Source organism: Streptomyces sp. GL_141 (assembly GCF_057834385.1).
Genome location: NZ_CM174402.1, coordinates 3188397 through 3204424, shown reverse-complemented (window position 1 = coordinate 3204424; position 16028 = coordinate 3188397). Strand labels below are relative to the sequence as shown.

12 protein-coding genes and 1 pseudogene are annotated in these 16028 nt (G+C 71.7%); 11 read left to right on the top strand and 2 right to left on the bottom strand.

Annotated features, from left to right (window positions below; translation table 11 throughout):
• Window positions 1-75: 75 nt before the first annotated feature.
• Window positions 76-1413, top strand: a complete 1338-nt coding sequence (locus tag AC3IX6_RS13610) for a hypothetical protein (RefSeq protein ID WP_489370382.1) — start codon at window positions 76-78, stop codon at window positions 1411-1413.
• A 40-nt stretch (window positions 1414-1453) separates the two neighbouring features.
• Here AC3IX6_RS13610 and AC3IX6_RS13605 read toward each other — a convergent pair whose 3' ends face one another.
• Window positions 1454-2815, bottom strand: a complete 1362-nt coding sequence (locus AC3IX6_RS13605) for a polysialyltransferase family glycosyltransferase (protein ID WP_489370381.1) — start codon at window positions 2813-2815, stop codon at window positions 1454-1456.
• Window positions 2812-3846 carry a glycosyltransferase family 2 protein gene (locus tag AC3IX6_RS13600; protein ID WP_489370379.1) on the bottom strand — a complete coding sequence of 345 codons (1035 nt, stop codon included), beginning with the start codon at window positions 3844-3846 and terminating at the stop codon, window positions 2812-2814. Before AC3IX6_RS13600 ends, AC3IX6_RS13605 begins: the two co-directional genes overlap by 4 nt.
• Window positions 3847-4022: 176 nt before the next feature.
• On the opposite strand from AC3IX6_RS13600, the gene AC3IX6_RS13595 reads away from it, so the two are divergent.
• The 10 genes and pseudogenes from AC3IX6_RS13595 (at window position 4023) to AC3IX6_RS13550 (ending at window position 16004) form a co-directional block, all read left to right on the top strand.
• The gene (locus tag AC3IX6_RS13595) at window positions 4023-5390 is read left to right on the top strand and encodes a DUF6716 putative glycosyltransferase (RefSeq protein ID WP_489370377.1); all 1368 of its coding nucleotides are present in this window, start codon (window positions 4023-4025) and stop codon (window positions 5388-5390) included.
• Window positions 5387-5947, top strand: a pseudogene (locus tag AC3IX6_RS13590) (acylneuraminate cytidylyltransferase family protein); the annotation flags it as partial. The gene AC3IX6_RS13595 and the pseudogene AC3IX6_RS13590, both read left to right, overlap by 4 nt.
• Before the next feature lie 471 nt (window positions 5948-6418).
• On the top strand, window positions 6419-7327 hold the full coding sequence (locus tag AC3IX6_RS13585; RefSeq protein ID WP_489371441.1) for an N-acetylneuraminate synthase family protein: 909 nt from the start codon (window positions 6419-6421) through the stop codon (window positions 7325-7327).
• Window positions 7328-7466: 139 nt separating this feature from the next.
• Window positions 7467-8615 carry a hypothetical protein gene (locus tag AC3IX6_RS13580; protein WP_489370376.1) on the top strand — a complete coding sequence of 383 codons (1149 nt, stop codon included), beginning with the start codon at window positions 7467-7469 and terminating at the stop codon, window positions 8613-8615.
• Window positions 8616-8764: 149 nt separating this feature from the next.
• Window positions 8765-10033, top strand: a complete 1269-nt coding sequence (locus tag AC3IX6_RS13575) for an amidohydrolase (protein WP_489371440.1) — start codon at window positions 8765-8767, stop codon at window positions 10031-10033.
• Window positions 10034-10251: 218 nt separating this feature from the next.
• On the top strand, window positions 10252-11310 hold the full coding sequence (locus AC3IX6_RS13570; protein ID WP_489370375.1) for a BMP family lipoprotein: 1059 nt from the start codon (window positions 10252-10254) through the stop codon (window positions 11308-11310).
• Window positions 11311-11540: 230 nt separating this feature from the next.
• On the top strand, window positions 11541-13241 hold the full coding sequence (locus AC3IX6_RS13565; RefSeq protein WP_489371439.1) for an ABC transporter ATP-binding protein: 1701 nt from the start codon (window positions 11541-11543) through the stop codon (window positions 13239-13241).
• Complete coding sequence (locus AC3IX6_RS13560) at window positions 13238-14353, top strand: ABC transporter permease (RefSeq protein WP_489370374.1); 1116 nt, start codon at window positions 13238-13240, stop codon at window positions 14351-14353. Before AC3IX6_RS13565 ends, AC3IX6_RS13560 begins: the two co-directional genes overlap by 4 nt.
• Window positions 14350-15615 carry an ABC transporter permease gene (locus AC3IX6_RS13555; protein WP_489370372.1) on the top strand — a complete coding sequence of 422 codons (1266 nt, stop codon included), beginning with the start codon at window positions 14350-14352 and terminating at the stop codon, window positions 15613-15615. Before AC3IX6_RS13560 ends, AC3IX6_RS13555 begins: the two co-directional genes overlap by 4 nt.
• Window positions 15612-16004 carry a cytidine deaminase gene (locus AC3IX6_RS13550; protein WP_351379031.1) on the top strand — a complete coding sequence of 131 codons (393 nt, stop codon included), beginning with the start codon at window positions 15612-15614 and terminating at the stop codon, window positions 16002-16004. The genes AC3IX6_RS13555 and AC3IX6_RS13550 overlap by 4 nt, the downstream gene beginning before the upstream one ends.
• The last annotated feature ends 24 nt before the right edge of the window (window positions 16005-16028 follow it).

Here is a 16028-nt window from a genome sequence, read left to right as displayed (position 1 = left end):
GACCGATTCGCCGTACAACCATCCGGTGCTGTGGCCGGTCCCTTGATTGATCAAAGAATCGATCTCGGGGGATCAATGAAGAAGCGCATCCGCGCACTGCTCTGTGCGGCGACGGCGGTGACGGCCGCGACGGCCGCCACGGCCGTGCTCACCGTGCCCGCGGCCGCCCAGGCCACGCAGAACGAGAAGGCGTTCCTCTCCTTCGACCACGTGGAGGCCGCGAACGTGGTCTCCCTCGCCCACCCGGGCACGGTGGTCTCCGGCTACATCACGGTCCACGACCCCCGCACCGGCTCGACCAAGCCGTTCACGGGCGCGTTCACGGCCAGGACCGGCTCCGTCATCACCCGGCTCACCACCGACGCGCGGGGGCGCTTCGAGTCGATGGTCACGGTCTCCGGTGCCGAGAACGGCGACGGGGAGGACTTCTACAAGACGTATCTGCACCTGGCCGCAGAGGAGGACGGAGCCAGGGGCGAGCGGTCCGTACCCGTCCCCGTGGGGGCCGTGAGCGCGCGCATCGCCCTGGACTCCCCGACGCTGACCGGCCCCTACGGAACGGAGGCCCGGGTCAGCGGCACCGCCACCTGGGAAGCCGCCGACGGAACCTGGAGGCCGGTGCCCGCCGGAGCCGCCATCAGCGCGGGCGGGGCGTCCGCGCTGACGGACGACGCCGGGCGCTTCACCGTGATCCAGCCGCTGCGCGGGGACACCACGTGGAAGACCCGGGACAACACGCCCTGGCTGAGCACCACCAACATGAACGTCACCGTGGACACCACGGCCGGCACCGCCTTCGTCGACTTCACGGCCGAGGCGGACGCCGCCAAGAACGTGAAGGTCAAGGCTCGGTTCGACCGCGGCGAGATCCCGGCCGGCGTCACCTCGATGACGGTGGACGTGCAGTACTCGGCCGACGGCGCGACCGACTGGACCACCCGCCAGAGCGTGGACGTCGCCACCGGGCCCGGGGACAACGCCCCGGCCCGGGTGGAGACGACGCTGCACTATCCCGGTCCGGGCTTCGTGCGGATGCGGTACGCGGGCACCCCGGACGTCCACGGCTCCGCGACGCCCGCCGTCCGGGCCGTGCGGACCCCGACGGCCGTCCCGGTCTTCAACGCCGCGCCCGAGCCGGTCGAGAAGGGCGGGCCGATCGCGGTCGCCGGGAAGCTGACCCGCCAGGACCCGGCCTGGGAACCCTTCGCCGGCCAGAGCGTCCAGTACTACTTCCGGCCGGCCGGTGCGGCGGCCTGGACGCTCATGGGCTCCTCGCGGACCGACGCCGACGGGGCCTTCTCCCACGTGTTCACTGCCGAGCGGACGGGCTTCTGGACGGCGCGGTACGCACCCGCCGACGCGACCCACTTCCAGGCGGCGAGCCGCGTGGACGAGGTCGTGGTCACCCCGTAGCCCGCGCCGCCCGGGGCGGTGCGGCGGCTGGGCGCGGCGGCTAGCCGACCGCCCTGCGCAGCAGCCGGGCCAGCCGGCGGGCGGTCCGGCTGCGGGGCAGGAAGGACAACTGCGCCGGGATGCCGCCCGGCAGGCCCAGGGTGGTCAGCCGGCGGCGGGTGAAGTAGCGCCAGGTGTCCGGGGCCAGGTGCGCGGTCAGCCAGCGCTCGGCCTCCGCGCGGTGCTCCGTGAGGATCTTGGGCTGCATGGTGTAGCCCACCGCCGCGAGCAGGCCCGTCAGGTCGGCCGCGACCCGTTCGGGTCCCGGCGGGGTCCAGGAGCGTACGGCCGCGGGGTCCGCGAGGTCGGGCAGCAGGGCGTCGGCCAGCACGAGCGGGATCCGGTTGCTGTTCGGGTACGGGGACAGCCGCGCGAGGACGGCCCCCGTGCCGGTCCGGGCCACCGGGAGCCCGTACAGGGTGGCGGCGGTCAGCAGTCCCGTGGAGAAGCAGCCGACGACCAGGGCCGGGCGCAGCCGCTCGTAGAGGGTCTCGGCGAGCACCGGGGTGCTCAGCACGGTGAGCCGGACGCCGAGCCGTCCGGCCTCCTCCTCGGCCCGGCGGGAGTAGGCGGCGGGGGCGCTGGGGTGCGGTTTGAAGACCAGCTCGCGGTGGCCCAGCGCGTGCGCGCCCCGGACCATCTCCACGTGCAGTTCCTCCTCCTCGGCGGCCGGCACCAGGTCGAGGGCGGAGAGGTACTGGCCCAGCAGGAGCGCGGGGGCACCGGAGCCCGGGTCGGCCGGCGCCGGAGGCAGCTCCGCCGGCGTCTCCACCGCCGCGTCGAGCTCGCCGATGACCTTGAGGAAGGCGGCGGCCGGGATCGCCTCGGCCCGTACGCCGAACTCGGTCAGCAGCAGCGGCTCCAGGCCCGGCACGAGGTCCAGGTGCAGCACCCGCCGTACGCGCATCCCGAGCGCGGGGTCGAGGCGGAAGCGGGTGGGGCCGTAGCTCATCAGCCCGTCGGCGTAGACCTCTATGGCCGCCCCGGGGAAGAGCCGGCACAGGCTCTGGGCGGGCGGCACCTGGAGCGATTCCACGATCAGCTCGACGCGGTCGGCGCCCAGGCCCCAGGAGGAGCGCAACTGGCGTTCCCACAGCGGGACGTCCTCGGCGCGCGGGCTCCAGGTGCTGGGGTGCTGCGGGGCGATGACGGCGTTCCAGTCGAGGACCGCGTCGAAGCGGGTGCTCAGGGCGGAGAAGCCGGGCGCGTCGGCCAGGCCGGGGGTGATCTCGGCGGTGACGGAGTGGTTGCTGGTCAGCAGGAGGCGGCGGCCGGCGGGCGGGAAGAGGTCCGCGTCGAGGGCGGCGGCGAGGGTGGCCGTGCCGTAGAGGGTGGAGGCCAGGAAGATCTGGGTGACGTTCACGCCGTCACCCCGGCGGACGCGGTGGGAGCCGCGGGGGTCGTGGGAGCCGCAGGGGTAGCGGGGGCGGATCCGGCCGTGGAGCGCCGGCGGAGCCGGCGGAGCAGGGCCGCGCGGTCGGCGTCCATCGCGTCCAGGGTCTGGTCAAGGACCTGCTGCGGCATTCTGCCGAGTGCGGCCGCGCTCATCGAGCGGAGTTTTCTGGCCACGGGTGGTTCGAACCTTTCGATGGACCCGACATGGTGCGCGATAATTGCACAATATGTGCGGACGGCCTTCGGGAGGAGGAGATCGGATTCCCGATCGGCGGCCGTTTCCGACAGAACTTGATCGAATGCCCGAATGAAATCGAGCTGACGCTCGTCGCCGATTTGTGTCAGCGAGGTGGAAACCCCGCGACGGTAGAAGATTCCGGGCAGACCGACCGGGGCGAAGGACTCCGCCTCCCGGTGCAGCCGCCAGATCCACGGCCGGTCCTCCGCCGTCCGCAGACCGTCCGTGAAGTGCAGCAGCCCGCGGTCCAGCAGCCGCCGGTGGTACATCCCCGCCCAGGCGTACGGATAGTCCACCGAGGTCGCGCGGGCGACGGGCAGGATCGCGGTGCGCGGATCGGCCACCACCGACTCCGGCCCGTAGGGCACGCGCTGGACACTGCGCGCCCTGCCCGTGCACTGGACGTGGTCGGTGCGGACGAAATCGCAGTTCAGGGCCTCGATGGCGGCCAGGGTACGGGCCAGATGGCCCGGCGCCAGCCAGTCGTCCCCGTCCAGGAAGGCGATGTACTCCCCGCGGGCCGCGTCCAGACCGGTGTTGCGGGCCGTCGCCAGGCCGCCGTTGCGCTCGTGTCTGAGGTGCACGGCGCCGGGCAGCTCGCGGGCCGCCCGTTCCAGGAGCGCGGGCGTCCCGTCCGTCGAGCGGTCGTCGACGAGCAGGAACTCGAAATCGTCCCGAGCGTTGACTTCGAGGCTTTTCAGGGCATCCGGCGCATACGTCTGCACGTTGAAGAACGGCACGACAACAGAGAGCTTGAGCACTCGCGAGACATTAGAGCGCCGTTCGTCATTGACTGTGGCCCGGACGCGGATTCCATGTGAACGACGCACGGCGGGAGTGTTAACCCGCACGCTTTCGCATTGAGTAGTCGGGTTGTTAACCCGCTGTTGTACGTTCGTTGGGCCGATCACCGAAAAGCCGGAATAACTTCTGCCGGGTGCCAGCAAGCAACCGCGCGGCCCATCGGGCCGACCTCCGTGTGGCCGTACTCGCCGATTCCGACACCCGCTGGAAATGGGGAGCGCTCACCGCGCGCCGCCTTTCCCCGGAGCCGGACTCCGTCCACCTGACCGGATACCTGCTCCGCGGCCGGGCCACGCCCACCGCGCGCCAGCTCGGCGAGGTCGGGGTCCGGGCGGACCGGCTCACCGAAGTCACCTGCGCGGGGTTCCTCGCCGAACTGTCGGCGCCGGAGGCGGAGCCGTACGACGTGATCGTCCTCGCCCTGGTCGGCGGCGCCGTCCAGGCCGTCCTGCACGGGGCCCGCGCGCTGTGGCCGGAGCCGGCCGCACGGCCCGCGTTCGTCACCGGGTACGTCGGAGTCGTCTACGAGAAGCTCGCCGACGGCCTGCTGCTGCGCCACGGGGCCGACCTGGTCCTCGCCAACTCCCGCCACGACGCCGGACGGTTCCGCACGGTCTACGAGGGGGTCGGCGCCGACGCCGGGGCCGTCGTGGAGACCGCCCTGCCCTTCCTGGCACCGGCCGACGCGCACGCGTACGACCCGGTGGGCAGCACCGTGCACCGGGTGGTCTTCGCCGTCCAGCCGTCCGTGCCGGACGCCCGCGCCGACCGCACCTACCTGCTGCGCCGCGCCGCGGAACACGCCCGGCTGCACCCCGGGCGCGAGGTGCTGATCAAACTGCGCAGCCGCCCGGGGGAGCACACCACGCACCTGGAGGAGCTCCCGTACCAGCGCCTCGCGGAGCAGCTCCCCGGCGGCCTCCCCTCCAACTGCCGTCTGGTGTACGGGAACATGGGCGAGGTCCTCGACACCACGGACCTGCTGGTCACCGTCTCCTCCACGGCGGCCCTGGAATCCCTCCACCGGGGCATCCCGACGGCCGTCCTGACCGACCTCGGCGTCCGCGAGACTCTCGGCAACCACCACTTCCTGGGCTCCGGCTGCCTGGCCTCCTGGACCCAGCTCGACGCGGGCCTGCTCCCCGAGGCCGATCCGGAGTGGCTCGCGGCCCAGGGCGTGGGCAGCCCCTCCGCGGCCCCCTCCACCGACCCCTACGCCGCCGCGCGGGCCCACCTCGCGAAGCTGCTGGGCGCCGGCCCGCTCCCGCCCGTGGCGCCCTACTACACGCCGGACACCGCACCGGGATACCTGCCCGGGATCCTGGCCCGGCACCATCTCGGCCCCGACGGGCACCCGCTGCCCGGTGCGGCCCGGACCGGCGCCGAGGGGTCCCGGCTGCGCCGCCGGCTCCGCGCCCACCTGCGCGAAGCCGCCCGGGGCGCCTACCGGCACGGCGTCCAGCGCGTCGCGCCCGTGATCCGCCGCCTGGGGGAGCTGTGAGCCCCCGCCCGGCCGGAGCCGTTACGCGCGCCGCCGTTGCGCGCGCCGCCGCCACCCGCGCCGCCGCCACCCGCGCCGCCGCCACCCGTGCCGCCGCCACCCGCGCTGCCGCGTCACGCGCCGCGGCTACGCCCGCCGCCGCCACCGTCCCGGCCCCCGCGGGGTCCCTCCGCGAGGCCCGCGCCGTGCCCAGGGTGCTCGCCGTGATCCCCGCGCGCGGGGGGTCCAAGGGGGTGCCCGGGAAGAACCTGGCCGACGTCGGCGGGATGCCGCTCGTGGTCCGGGCCGTCCGGGCCTGCCTGGGGGCCGCGACCGTCACCGACGTCCTGGTGTCCACCGACTCCGTGGCCATCGGCGACGCCGCCCGCGGGGCCGGGGCCGTGGTGCTGCGGCGGCCCGCCGGGATCTCCGGGGACACCGCCACCAGCGAAGCCGCCGTGCTGCACGCGCTCGACGCCTTCGAGGAGCTGCACTCCGTCACCGTCGACGTGGTCCTCCTCGTCCAGTGCACCAGCCCCTTCGTCACCGCCTCCGACGTGGAGTCCGTCGCCGCCGCCGTCGCGTCCGGCGCCGCCGACTCCGCGCTCACCGCGGCCCCCTTCCACGGCTTCCTCTGGCGGGCGGCCCCCGACGGCTCCGGGACCGGGGTCAACCACGACACCTCGTACCGCCCCCGCCGCCAGGACCGCCCCCAGGACCTCCTGGAGACCGGCGCCGCCTACGCCATGGACGCCGCCGGCTTCCGGACCGCCCGCCACCGCTTCTTCGGGCGGACCGTCCCGGTCGCCACCGATCCCGCACGGGTGCTGGAGATCGACGACCCCCACGACCTGGCCCGCGCCCGCGCCCTCGTCCCCGTACTCGCCCCCCTGGCCGCACCGGCCCCCACACACCTCCTCACCTCGGTCCACACCCCCGCAGTCCACACCCCCGCAGTCCACACCCCAGCAGTGCACACCCCCGTGCCGGCGCTCGTGCCCGCACCTCCTCGTACCCGCACACCCCACGCTCCGAAGGACAGCCCTGCCATGACGGTCACCCCCGCCCCCCGCCTCCGTACCTTCGGCTCCCGCACCGCAGGCCCGGGCCACCCCGTCTACGTCGTCGGCGAGATCGGCATCAACCACAACGGCGACCTCGGCAACGCCCTCGCCCTCATCGACGCCGCCGCCGAAGCCGGCTGCGACGCCGTGAAGTTCCAGAAGCGCACCCCCGAGATCTGCACCCCCCGCGACCAGTGGGACATCGAGCGCGACACCCCCTGGGGCCGGATGACCTACATCGACTACCGCCACCGCGTGGAGTTCGGCGAGGACGAGTACCGCGCCATCGACGAGCACTGCGCCAAGCGCGGCATCGATTGGTTCGCCTCCCCGTGGGACACCGAGGCCGTCGCCTTCCTGGAGAAGTTCGACGTCCCCGCCCACAAGGTCGCCTCCGCCTCCCTCACCGACGACGAGCTGCTGCGCGCGCTGCGCGCCACCGGCCGCACCGTGGTCCTCTCCACCGGCATGTCCACCCCGAAGCAGATCCGGCACGCGGTGGAGGTGCTCGGCAGCGCCAACATCCTGCTCTGCCACGCCACTTCGACGTACCCGGCCAAGGCCGAGGAGCTCAACCTGCGGGTGATCAACACCCTCCAGGAGGAGTACCCGAACGTCCCGATCGGCTACTCCGGCCACGAGACGGGCCTGCAGACCACCCTGGCCGCCGTCGCCCTCGGCGCCACCTTCGTCGAGCGCCACATCACCCTCGACCGCGCGATGTGGGGCTCCGACCAGGCCGCCTCCGTCGAGCCGGGCGGCCTGACCCGCCTGGTCCGCGACATCCGCACGATCGAGACCGCGCTGGGGGACGGGGTGAAGCGGGTGTACGAGTCGGAGCTCGGCCCGATGAAGAAGCTCCGCCGCGTCCAGGGCGAGCTCGCCACCGTATAAGCGCCCACCGGCCCCTGGCCCCCGGCCTCTGGCCCCCGGCCCCCGGACCCCTGGGGCTCCGCCCCGGACCCCGCGCCTCGAACTCCCCCGGCTACCGCGGGGAGGTGCCCCCGGGCGGGGCTGAATCGACGAGGAGTACATGGTGACCCCCTCCGACCCTGACCGCACCCTGGCTTTCGTAGAGAGCCCGGTCCAGCTCCTCAACGTCCTGGAATGGGCGCACGCGCAGCGCGGCGGGCTGCTCAAGGCCGTCCCGAGCCAGCCCGCCCGGGGGACCGGAGCGCGGCCCGCGCCCGCCTCCGCCGCCGGGGGCCTGCGGATCGTGGTGCTCCCGCCCACCGACCCCATGTCCCGGGGGCAGCTGCGCCGGATGGCGGGGCTGGCCCGGGACGAGGGGCACGAGGTGCGCTGGCAGGAGGCCCGCGGCGGCCGGTTCGCCCCGCTCAAGGCCTTCGCCGCGCTCGCGCGGGAGGTGCGGGCGGCCGAACGGGTGGTGATAGGGGATCCGTTCTCCCGCTACGTGCAGCTCCTGCTCACGCTCGTCCGGGCCGAGGAGCTCGTCGTGGTCGACGACGGCACCGCGACCATGGAGTTCGTCGCCCAGACGGCCCGCGGCGAGCGCCTCGTGCGCTGGCACCGGGTCGGCGGCGGGGGCCTGCCGGGCCGGCTGCGCGAGCTGGCGTACGCGCCGGTCTCGGCGACGGCCCGGCGCCGGTTCACCCCGGGGCAGGACGGCCGCCGCCGGGTCGAGGTGTTCAGCTCGATGCCGGTGACCGCCCACGGCGGGATGACCGTCCGGCTCAACGACTTCGCCTGGACCCGGGCCCGTTTCGGCCCGCCCCGCCTGACCAAGGGCACCGACCTGGTCGGGACCTCGCTGGTGGAGACCGGCGTGGTCGACCCGGACCGCTATCTGGAGGCGGTGCGCGCCCTGACCCTGGAACACGGCGCCACCCGCTACTTCGCCCACCGCCGGGAATCCCCGGAGAAGCTGCGCCTCCTGAGCGAGGCGACGGGGCTGGAAATCGTCCGTCCGGACCTGCCGCTGGAGCTGATCGCCCGGCGGGGCCCGGTCGGCCGGACGATCGTCAGCTTTCCTTCCACGGTCGTCCACACCCTGCCGTTCGCGCTGATCGGCACCGGCGTGACCGTGGCCGTATGCGATGTCGATCCGAGCTGGCTGACCCCGTCGGCTTCGGAGCGGGCCCGCGGTTTCCTCGCCGGGGTCACCGACACCGCCCGTGATGTGCACAGACTTCCTGCTCAGACGGCTCCGGCGGCCGGATGAGTGCATGAGTGAGCGCGCGAGTTTACCCGCGCCCCCATCCGGTCATGCGTCCAGAGGCCGGGTTTCTTTCCCCTAACGGCATGAACTTTTGGTGATCTCCAGCCAGTTGACCCATGGGTGGGCCTACCCTTAAACGGGTGAACCAGTTGATGTCCCGCGAGTCCCAGACCGCCCTGCCCGGCACGCCCGACCGGCCCGAGCTGCCCGGCAAGCTTCCGGACCACCTGCGTGCCGAACTGATCGCCTTCCGCCGGGACTTGCACATGCATCCCGAGCTAGGACACCAGGAGTTCCGCACCACGGCGGCGATCAAGGCCCGGCTGGAGAAAGCGGGCCTGCGCCCGCGGGTGCTGAAGTCGGGCACCGGGCTCATCTGTGACGTCGGCACTTGGGACGGGGTACGTCCCATGCTGGCCCTGCGCGCGGACATCGACGCCCTGCCCATCCCGGATGCCAAGACGCACGTCTCGTACCGCTCCACCGTCCCGGACCGCGCCCACGCCTGCGGCCACGACGTGCACACCGCCGTGGTGCTCGGCGCCGGCCTGGTCCTCGCCGAGCTCGACCGCCGGGGCGAGCTGCCCCGGCCGGTGCGGCTGCTCTTCCAGCCCGCCGAGGAGGTGCTGCCCGGCGGCGCCACCGAGGCCATCGACTCCGGGGTGCTGGACGGCGTGGGCAAGATCATCGCCCTGCACTGCGACCCCCGGGTCGACGCCGGCCGCATCGGCCTGCGCACCGGGCCCATCACCTCGGCCTGCGACCGGCTGGAGGTCACCCTGGAGGGTCCCGGCGGGCACACCGCCCGTCCGCACCTGACCACCGACCTGGTGACGGCGGCCGCCCGGCTCGCCCTCGACCTGCCGGCCCTGCTGACCAAGCGGATGGACGCCCGCTCGGGCATGTCGGTCACCTGGGGCCGGATCGAGGCCGGGCACGCCTGCAACGTCATCCCGATGCACGCGGAACTGTCCGGAACCGTTCGGTGCCTGGACCTGGCTTCCTGGCACGAGGCCCCCGACCAGATCCACGCGATCATCGACGAGATCGCCTCGATGCACCGGGCCAAGTCGGAGATCACCTACGTGCGCGGAGTGCCCCCGGTCGTCAACGATCCGGTGGTCACCGAGCTGCTGCGCGAGGCGATGAGCGCCCGGCGCGGGGCCGACTCGGTCGAGGACACCGAGCAGAGCCTGGGCGGCGAGGACTTCTCCTGGTACCTGGAGCACGTCCCCGGAGCCATGGCGCGCCTGGGCGTCCGTACTCCCGGGGACACCGCGAAGCGGGATCTGCACCGGGGTGACTTCGACGTGGACGAGGACGCGATCGGGGTCGGCGTGGAGTTCTTCACGGCCGCGGCGCTGCTCGACGGCACGCCTCTCGACGGGCGACGCGCCAGGCTCACGGGGTCGGCCGGGTAGAAGTTCTTACACAATCGGCGATTGATCCGGCGGACGCGTCCAGCCCTTGGTACACATGGGCCGGACGCGTCGGCAGTTACTGATCGGTCACTGTCTGGTTCACGACGATCCGATAACGACTCATGAACGGGCCTTTAACTGACATCTACGCGCGTTACGATCTCGGCGAAACCAGCGCCGGTCGTGGCGCTTCGGTCAGGTTTTGAAGGAGCCTCCCCTTGCGCCGGATCACCAGGATCGCCACCGTGGGCATCGCGTCCGCTGCGCTGGCCCTCTCGGCCACCGCCTGTGGCGGTAAGAAGTCCTCGGACACGTCGTCCGATTCCTCCTCCTCCGCGGAGAAGTCCGCCGCCATCGCGTACGACATCGGTGGCCGCGGCGACCAGTCGTTCAACGATGCCGCCTACGAGGGTCTGCACAAGGCCGAGACGGACCTCAAGATCAAGGGCGCCCAGGCGGAGCCCACCGACGGCGAGGGCGAGGCCGACAAGGTCCAGCGCCTCACCGAGCTGGCCCGCAAGGGCAACAACCCGGTCATCGGCGTCGGCTTCGCCTACGCGCCGGCCATCAAGAAGGTCGCCGAGAAGTTCCCGGACACCACGTTCGGCATCATCGACGACACCTCGGTGCAGGCGAAGAACATCGCCAACCTCGTCTTCAACGAGGAGCAGGGCTCCTACCTGGCCGGCGTCGCCGCCGCCAAGGCGTCCAAGACCGGCACGGTCGGCTTCATCGGCGGTGTCGAGGTTCCGCTGATCAAGAAGTTCGAGGCGGGCTTCGCCCAGGGCGTCAAGGACACCAACCCGAACGCCAAGGTGCTCACCCAGTACCTGACCCAGCCGCCGAACTTCGACGGCTTCGCCAAGCCCGACCTGGGCAAGGCCGCGGCCGAGGGCCAGCTCGACAAGGGCGCCGACGTGATCTACTCGGCCGCCGGTCTGGCCGGCTCCGGTGCCATCGAGGCCGCCTCCGCCAAGGGCAAGTGGTCCATCGGCGTCGACTCGGACCAGTACAACCAGGCCGGTCTGGCGAAGTACAAGGACTTCATCCTGACCTCGGTCACCAAGGACGTCTCCGACTCGGTCTACAACCTGATCAAGTCGGTCCAGGACGGCAAGCCGCAGTCCGGTGAGGTCCGCTACGGCCTGGACAAGGACGGCGTCGGCCTGGCCGACTCCAACCCGAAGTACAAGGAGATGACCGACCTCGTCGCCGCGGTCGACAAGGCGAAGGCCGACATCATCGCCAAGAAGATCGAGGTCAAGACCGCGCCGTAAGGCCTGGTCCGACCCGCTGCACACGTGATACCCGGGGTCCGGGAAGCGGTCTCATCGCTCCCGGGCCCCGGCCCGTGTCCCGTGGTTTCATGTGATCTTGTGGCCGGTTGGCCGCAAGTTTTCACTTTCGACAGTGCTACGCGCGTAGAAGCATCGTGGACGCGATACTTTCTCCCCCCGCCCTGTCCCCTCCCTGTCTTCAGCTCCTTCCGCGCCAAGGAGAGTGCGTCATCAACGCGTCCAGCCCGCCCCCCGCCGTAGAACTGCACGGCATCACCAAGCGCTTCCCCGGCGTCGTCGCCAACAAGGACATCGCGATCACCGTCCGCAAGGGCACGGTCCACGCCCTCGTCGGCGAGAACGGCGCCGGCAAGTCGACGCTGATGAAGATCCTCTACGGCATGCAGAAGCCGGACGAGGGCACCATCGCCATCGACGGGGAGCAGGTCTCCTTCAGCAGCCCCGGCGACGCCATCGCCCGCGGCATCGGCATGGTGCACCAGCACTTCATGCTCGCCGACAACCTCACCGTCCTGGAGAACGTGGTTCTCGGCGGCGAGAAGCTCTACGGCATCGGCGCGAAGGCCCGCAAGAAGATCAAGGAGATCTCGGACGCGTACGGCCTCGGCGTGCGCCCCGACGTCCTGATCGAGGACCTCGGTGTCGCCGACCGCCAGCGCGTGGAGATCCTCAAGGTCCTCTACCGCGGCGCGAAGATCCTCATCCTCGACGAGCCGACCGCCGTGCTCGTGCCGCAGGAGGTCGACGCGCTCTTCGACAACCTGCGCGAGCTCAAGGCCGAGGGCCTCACCGTCATCTTCATCTCGCACAAGCTGGGCGAGGTCCTGAAGGTCGCCGACGACATCACCGTCATCCGGCGCGGCACCACGGTCGGCACCGCCGACCCCCGGACCACCACGACCAAGCAGCTCGCCGAGCTGATGGTCGGCTCCGAGCTGCCGTCCCCGGAGACCCGCGAGTCCACGGTGACCACCACCCCGATGCTCCAGGTCGAGCGGCTGACCGTCGCCGAGGGCGGCGTGCCCGTCGTCACGGAGGACACCGCGCGCACGCCGGGCCTGCCGGACGCCAACCTGCGCGAGAGCGCGGTCGCCGGCCGCCTGCTGCTCGACGGGATCAGCTTCACGATCCACAAGGGCGAGATCCTCGGCATCGCGGGCGTCGAGGGCAACGGCCAGACCGAACTGATCGAGGCCCTCATGGGCATGATGACCCCCGACGCGGGCGTCATCACCCTCGACGGCAAGGACATCACCAAGTCACCGGTGCGCAAGCGCCGCGAGGGCGGCATCGGCTACATCCCCGAGGACCGCCACCGGCACGGTCTGCTGCTGGAGTCCTCCCTCTGGGAGAACCGCATCCTCGGCCACGTCACCGAAGCCCCCAACTCCAAGCGCGGCATCATCGACCCGAAGGCCGCCCGCAAGGACACCGAGCGGATCGTGCGCGAGTACGACGTCCGCACGCCCGGCATCGAGGTCACCGCGGCCTCGCTCTCCGGCGGCAACCAGCAGAAGCTGATCGTCGGCCGCGAGATGAGCCACAACCCGAAGTTCCTCATCGCCGCCCACCCCACCCGCGGTGTGGACGTCGGCGCGCAGGCGCAGATCTGGGACGCGATCCGCGAGGCCCGCCGCGAAGGCCTGGCGGTGCTGCTGATCTCCGCCGACCTGGACGAGCTCATCGGCCTGTCCGACACCCTGCGCGTCATCTACCGCGGCCGCCTGGTCGCGGACGCCGACCCCGCGACCGTGACCCCGGAGGAGCTCGGCACCGCCATGACGGGCGCCGCTTCCGGGCACCTCGAAGCACCTGCAGAGGCGGCGGCAGAAGCCGCCGAAGCCACCGACAACCGCTCCGACGCCGGCACGGATGCCCGTACCGACTCCCCGGAGGACGAGGCCCGATGAAGAAACTCGACAAGGACCGGCTGCTCCTCGGCTTCGCCGGGCCCGCGCTCGCGCTGGTCACCGCCTTCCTGCTGACCATGGTCGTGCTGGCGGCGACGGGTGTGGACCCGATCGAACCGCTGCGGCTCATGGTGGAGAACGCGGGCTACGAGGACGTCCAGGTCCTCATCGTCAACCAGGCCGGTACGTACTACCTGGCGGCCCTGGCCGTGGCCGTCGGCTTCCGGATGAACCTCTTCAACATCGGCGTCGACGGCCAGTACCGTCTCGCGGCGATGCTGTCGGCGGTCGTCGGCGCCGCGGTCTCGCTGCCCGGCCCGCTGCACATCCTGCTGATCGTGATCGTCGCCATGCTGGTCGGTGCCTTCTGGGCCGGCATCGCGGGCGTCCTGAAGGCCAAGCGCGGAGTCAGCGAGGTCGTCTCCACGATCATGCTGAACGCGATCGCCACCAGCCTGATCGCCTGGCTGATCCTGCCGAAGAACCTCGGCGTCCAGCCCGCGGGCTCCAACGACCTCACCACCGGCGAGATCGCGAAGTCGGGCTGGTTCCCGGCGATCTCCCTCGGTGACGGCCTGGAGATCTACGGCTTCACCTTCCTCGCCTTCGCGCTGGGCATCGTCTACTGGTTCGTGCTGGGCCGCACCCGCTTCGGCTTCGACCTGCGCGCCACCGGCGCCAGCGAGTCCGCCGCGCAGGCCTCCGGTGTGGACGCCAAGAAGATGATCATCACCTCGATGCTCATCTCCGGCGCCGTCGCCGGCCTCGCCGGCATGCCGGTGCTGCTGGGCGAGAGCCACACGTACAGCCTGTCCTTCCCGGTCGGTGTCGGCTTCACCGGCATCACCATCGCGCTGCTCGGCCGCAACCACCCGGTCGGCATCTTCTTCGCCGCGTTCCTGATGGCCTTCATCGACAAGGCCTCGGCCTCGCTCGACACGGAGGGATACGCGAAGGAGATCGGCACGATCATGAAGGGCCTGATCGTGATCGCGGTCGTCGTCTCCTACGAGCTCGTCCGCCGTTACGGGATCCGACGCCAGCAGCAGAAGGTCGGCGAGGAGCTGGCCGCAGGCCACGCCATCACGACCGAGAAGGAGGTCTCGGCGTGAGCACCAGCACCGTTTCCGCGACCAGCGCCGCACCCAAGAAGCCGAGCGGACGCACCAAGCTCACCCTCCCGTGGATCATGCTGATCATCGCGGGCGGCCTCGCGCTCGTCTCGCTGGTCCGCGTGATCAGCGGCGCGGACGACCTGACCTCCATCGGCCAGGTCTCCGGAGCGCTCTCCCTCGCCGTCCCGATCGGCCTCGCCGGCCTCGGCGGCCTGTGGGCCGAGCGCGCGGGCGTCGTCAACATCGGCCTCGAAGGCATGATGATCCTCGGCACCTGGTTCGGTGCCTGGGCCGGCTACCAGTGGGGCCCCTGGACCGGCGTCATCGCCGGCCTGATCGGCGGCGCCATCGGCGGCCTGCTGCACGCGATCATCACGGTCACCTTCAACGTGAACCACATCGTCTCCGGTGTGGCCATCAACATCCTGGCCCTGGGCTTCACCCAGTACCTGTCGAACTTCACGTTCGCCGAGGCGCCCGGCGGCTCCTCCAAGCAGTCCCCGCGCGTCGAGCCGATCTACGAGATCACCGTGCCGGGGTTGTCGGACTGGATGGCGACCCTCCAGGGCAAGCACTGGTTCTTCGTCTCCGACGTCGCGGGCGTCGTCGGCGGTCTGGTCACCGGCCTGTCGCTGCTGACCGTCGTCGCGCTGCTGCTGATCCCCGGCACCTGGTGGGTGCTCTGGCGCACCACCTTCGGCCTGCGGCTGCGCTCCTGCGGCGAGAACCCCGTCGCCGCCGAATCCCTCGGCGTCAACGTCTACAAGTACAAGTACATCGCCGTGATCGTCTCGGGCGCCCTCGCGGGCCTGGGCGGCGCGTTCCTGTCGATCGTGGCCAGCCCGATCTACCAGGAGGGCCAGACCGGCGGCCGCGGCTACATCGGCCTCGCCGCGATGATCTTCGGCAACTGGATGCCGGGCGGCATGGCGCTGGGCGCCGGCCTGTTCGGCTTCACCGACAGCCTCAAGCTGCGCGGCGGCGCCGAGAACGTCCACGCGATGCTGCTGCTCATCGCGATCCTGCTCGTCCTGGTCGTCGCCTGGCAGCTCTACAAGAAGCGCTACGTCCCGGCCGGCATCTCGGCGGTCTTCGCCGTGCTGCTGTTCCTCTGGTACGGACTCACCGACCAGGTGCCCAGCCAGTTCGTGGACGCCGCCCCGTACCTGACCACGCTGCTGGTGCTCGCGCTGTCCGCGCAGCGCCTGCGCATGCCGAAGGCGGACGGCATGCCGTACCGCAAGGGCCAGGGCAAGTGACGGCCGCTCCCGACTGGGAGGCCCTGCGCGAGGCCGCCCGGGACGCCATGTCCCGGGCGTACGCCCCGTACTCCGGCTTCCCGGTCGGTGTCGCGGCGCTGGTCGACGACGGCCGCACCGTCGTCGGCTGCAACGTGGAGAACGCCAGCTACGGGCTCGGCCTGTGCGCCGAATGCGGGCTGGTCTCCTCCCTCCAGGCCACGGGCGGCGGCCGCCTGACGCACTTCACCTGCGTGGACGGCAAGGGCGAGATCCTCGTCCCCTGCGGTCGCTGCCGCCAGCTCCTCTTCGAGTTCGGCGGCGCCGAACTCCAGGTGGAGACGCCGGAAGGGGTCCTGCCGCTCTCCGCGATGCTGCCGCAGGCCTTCGGGCCGGACCACCTGAGATAGCCGCGGCGACGGCCCTCCGCCCTG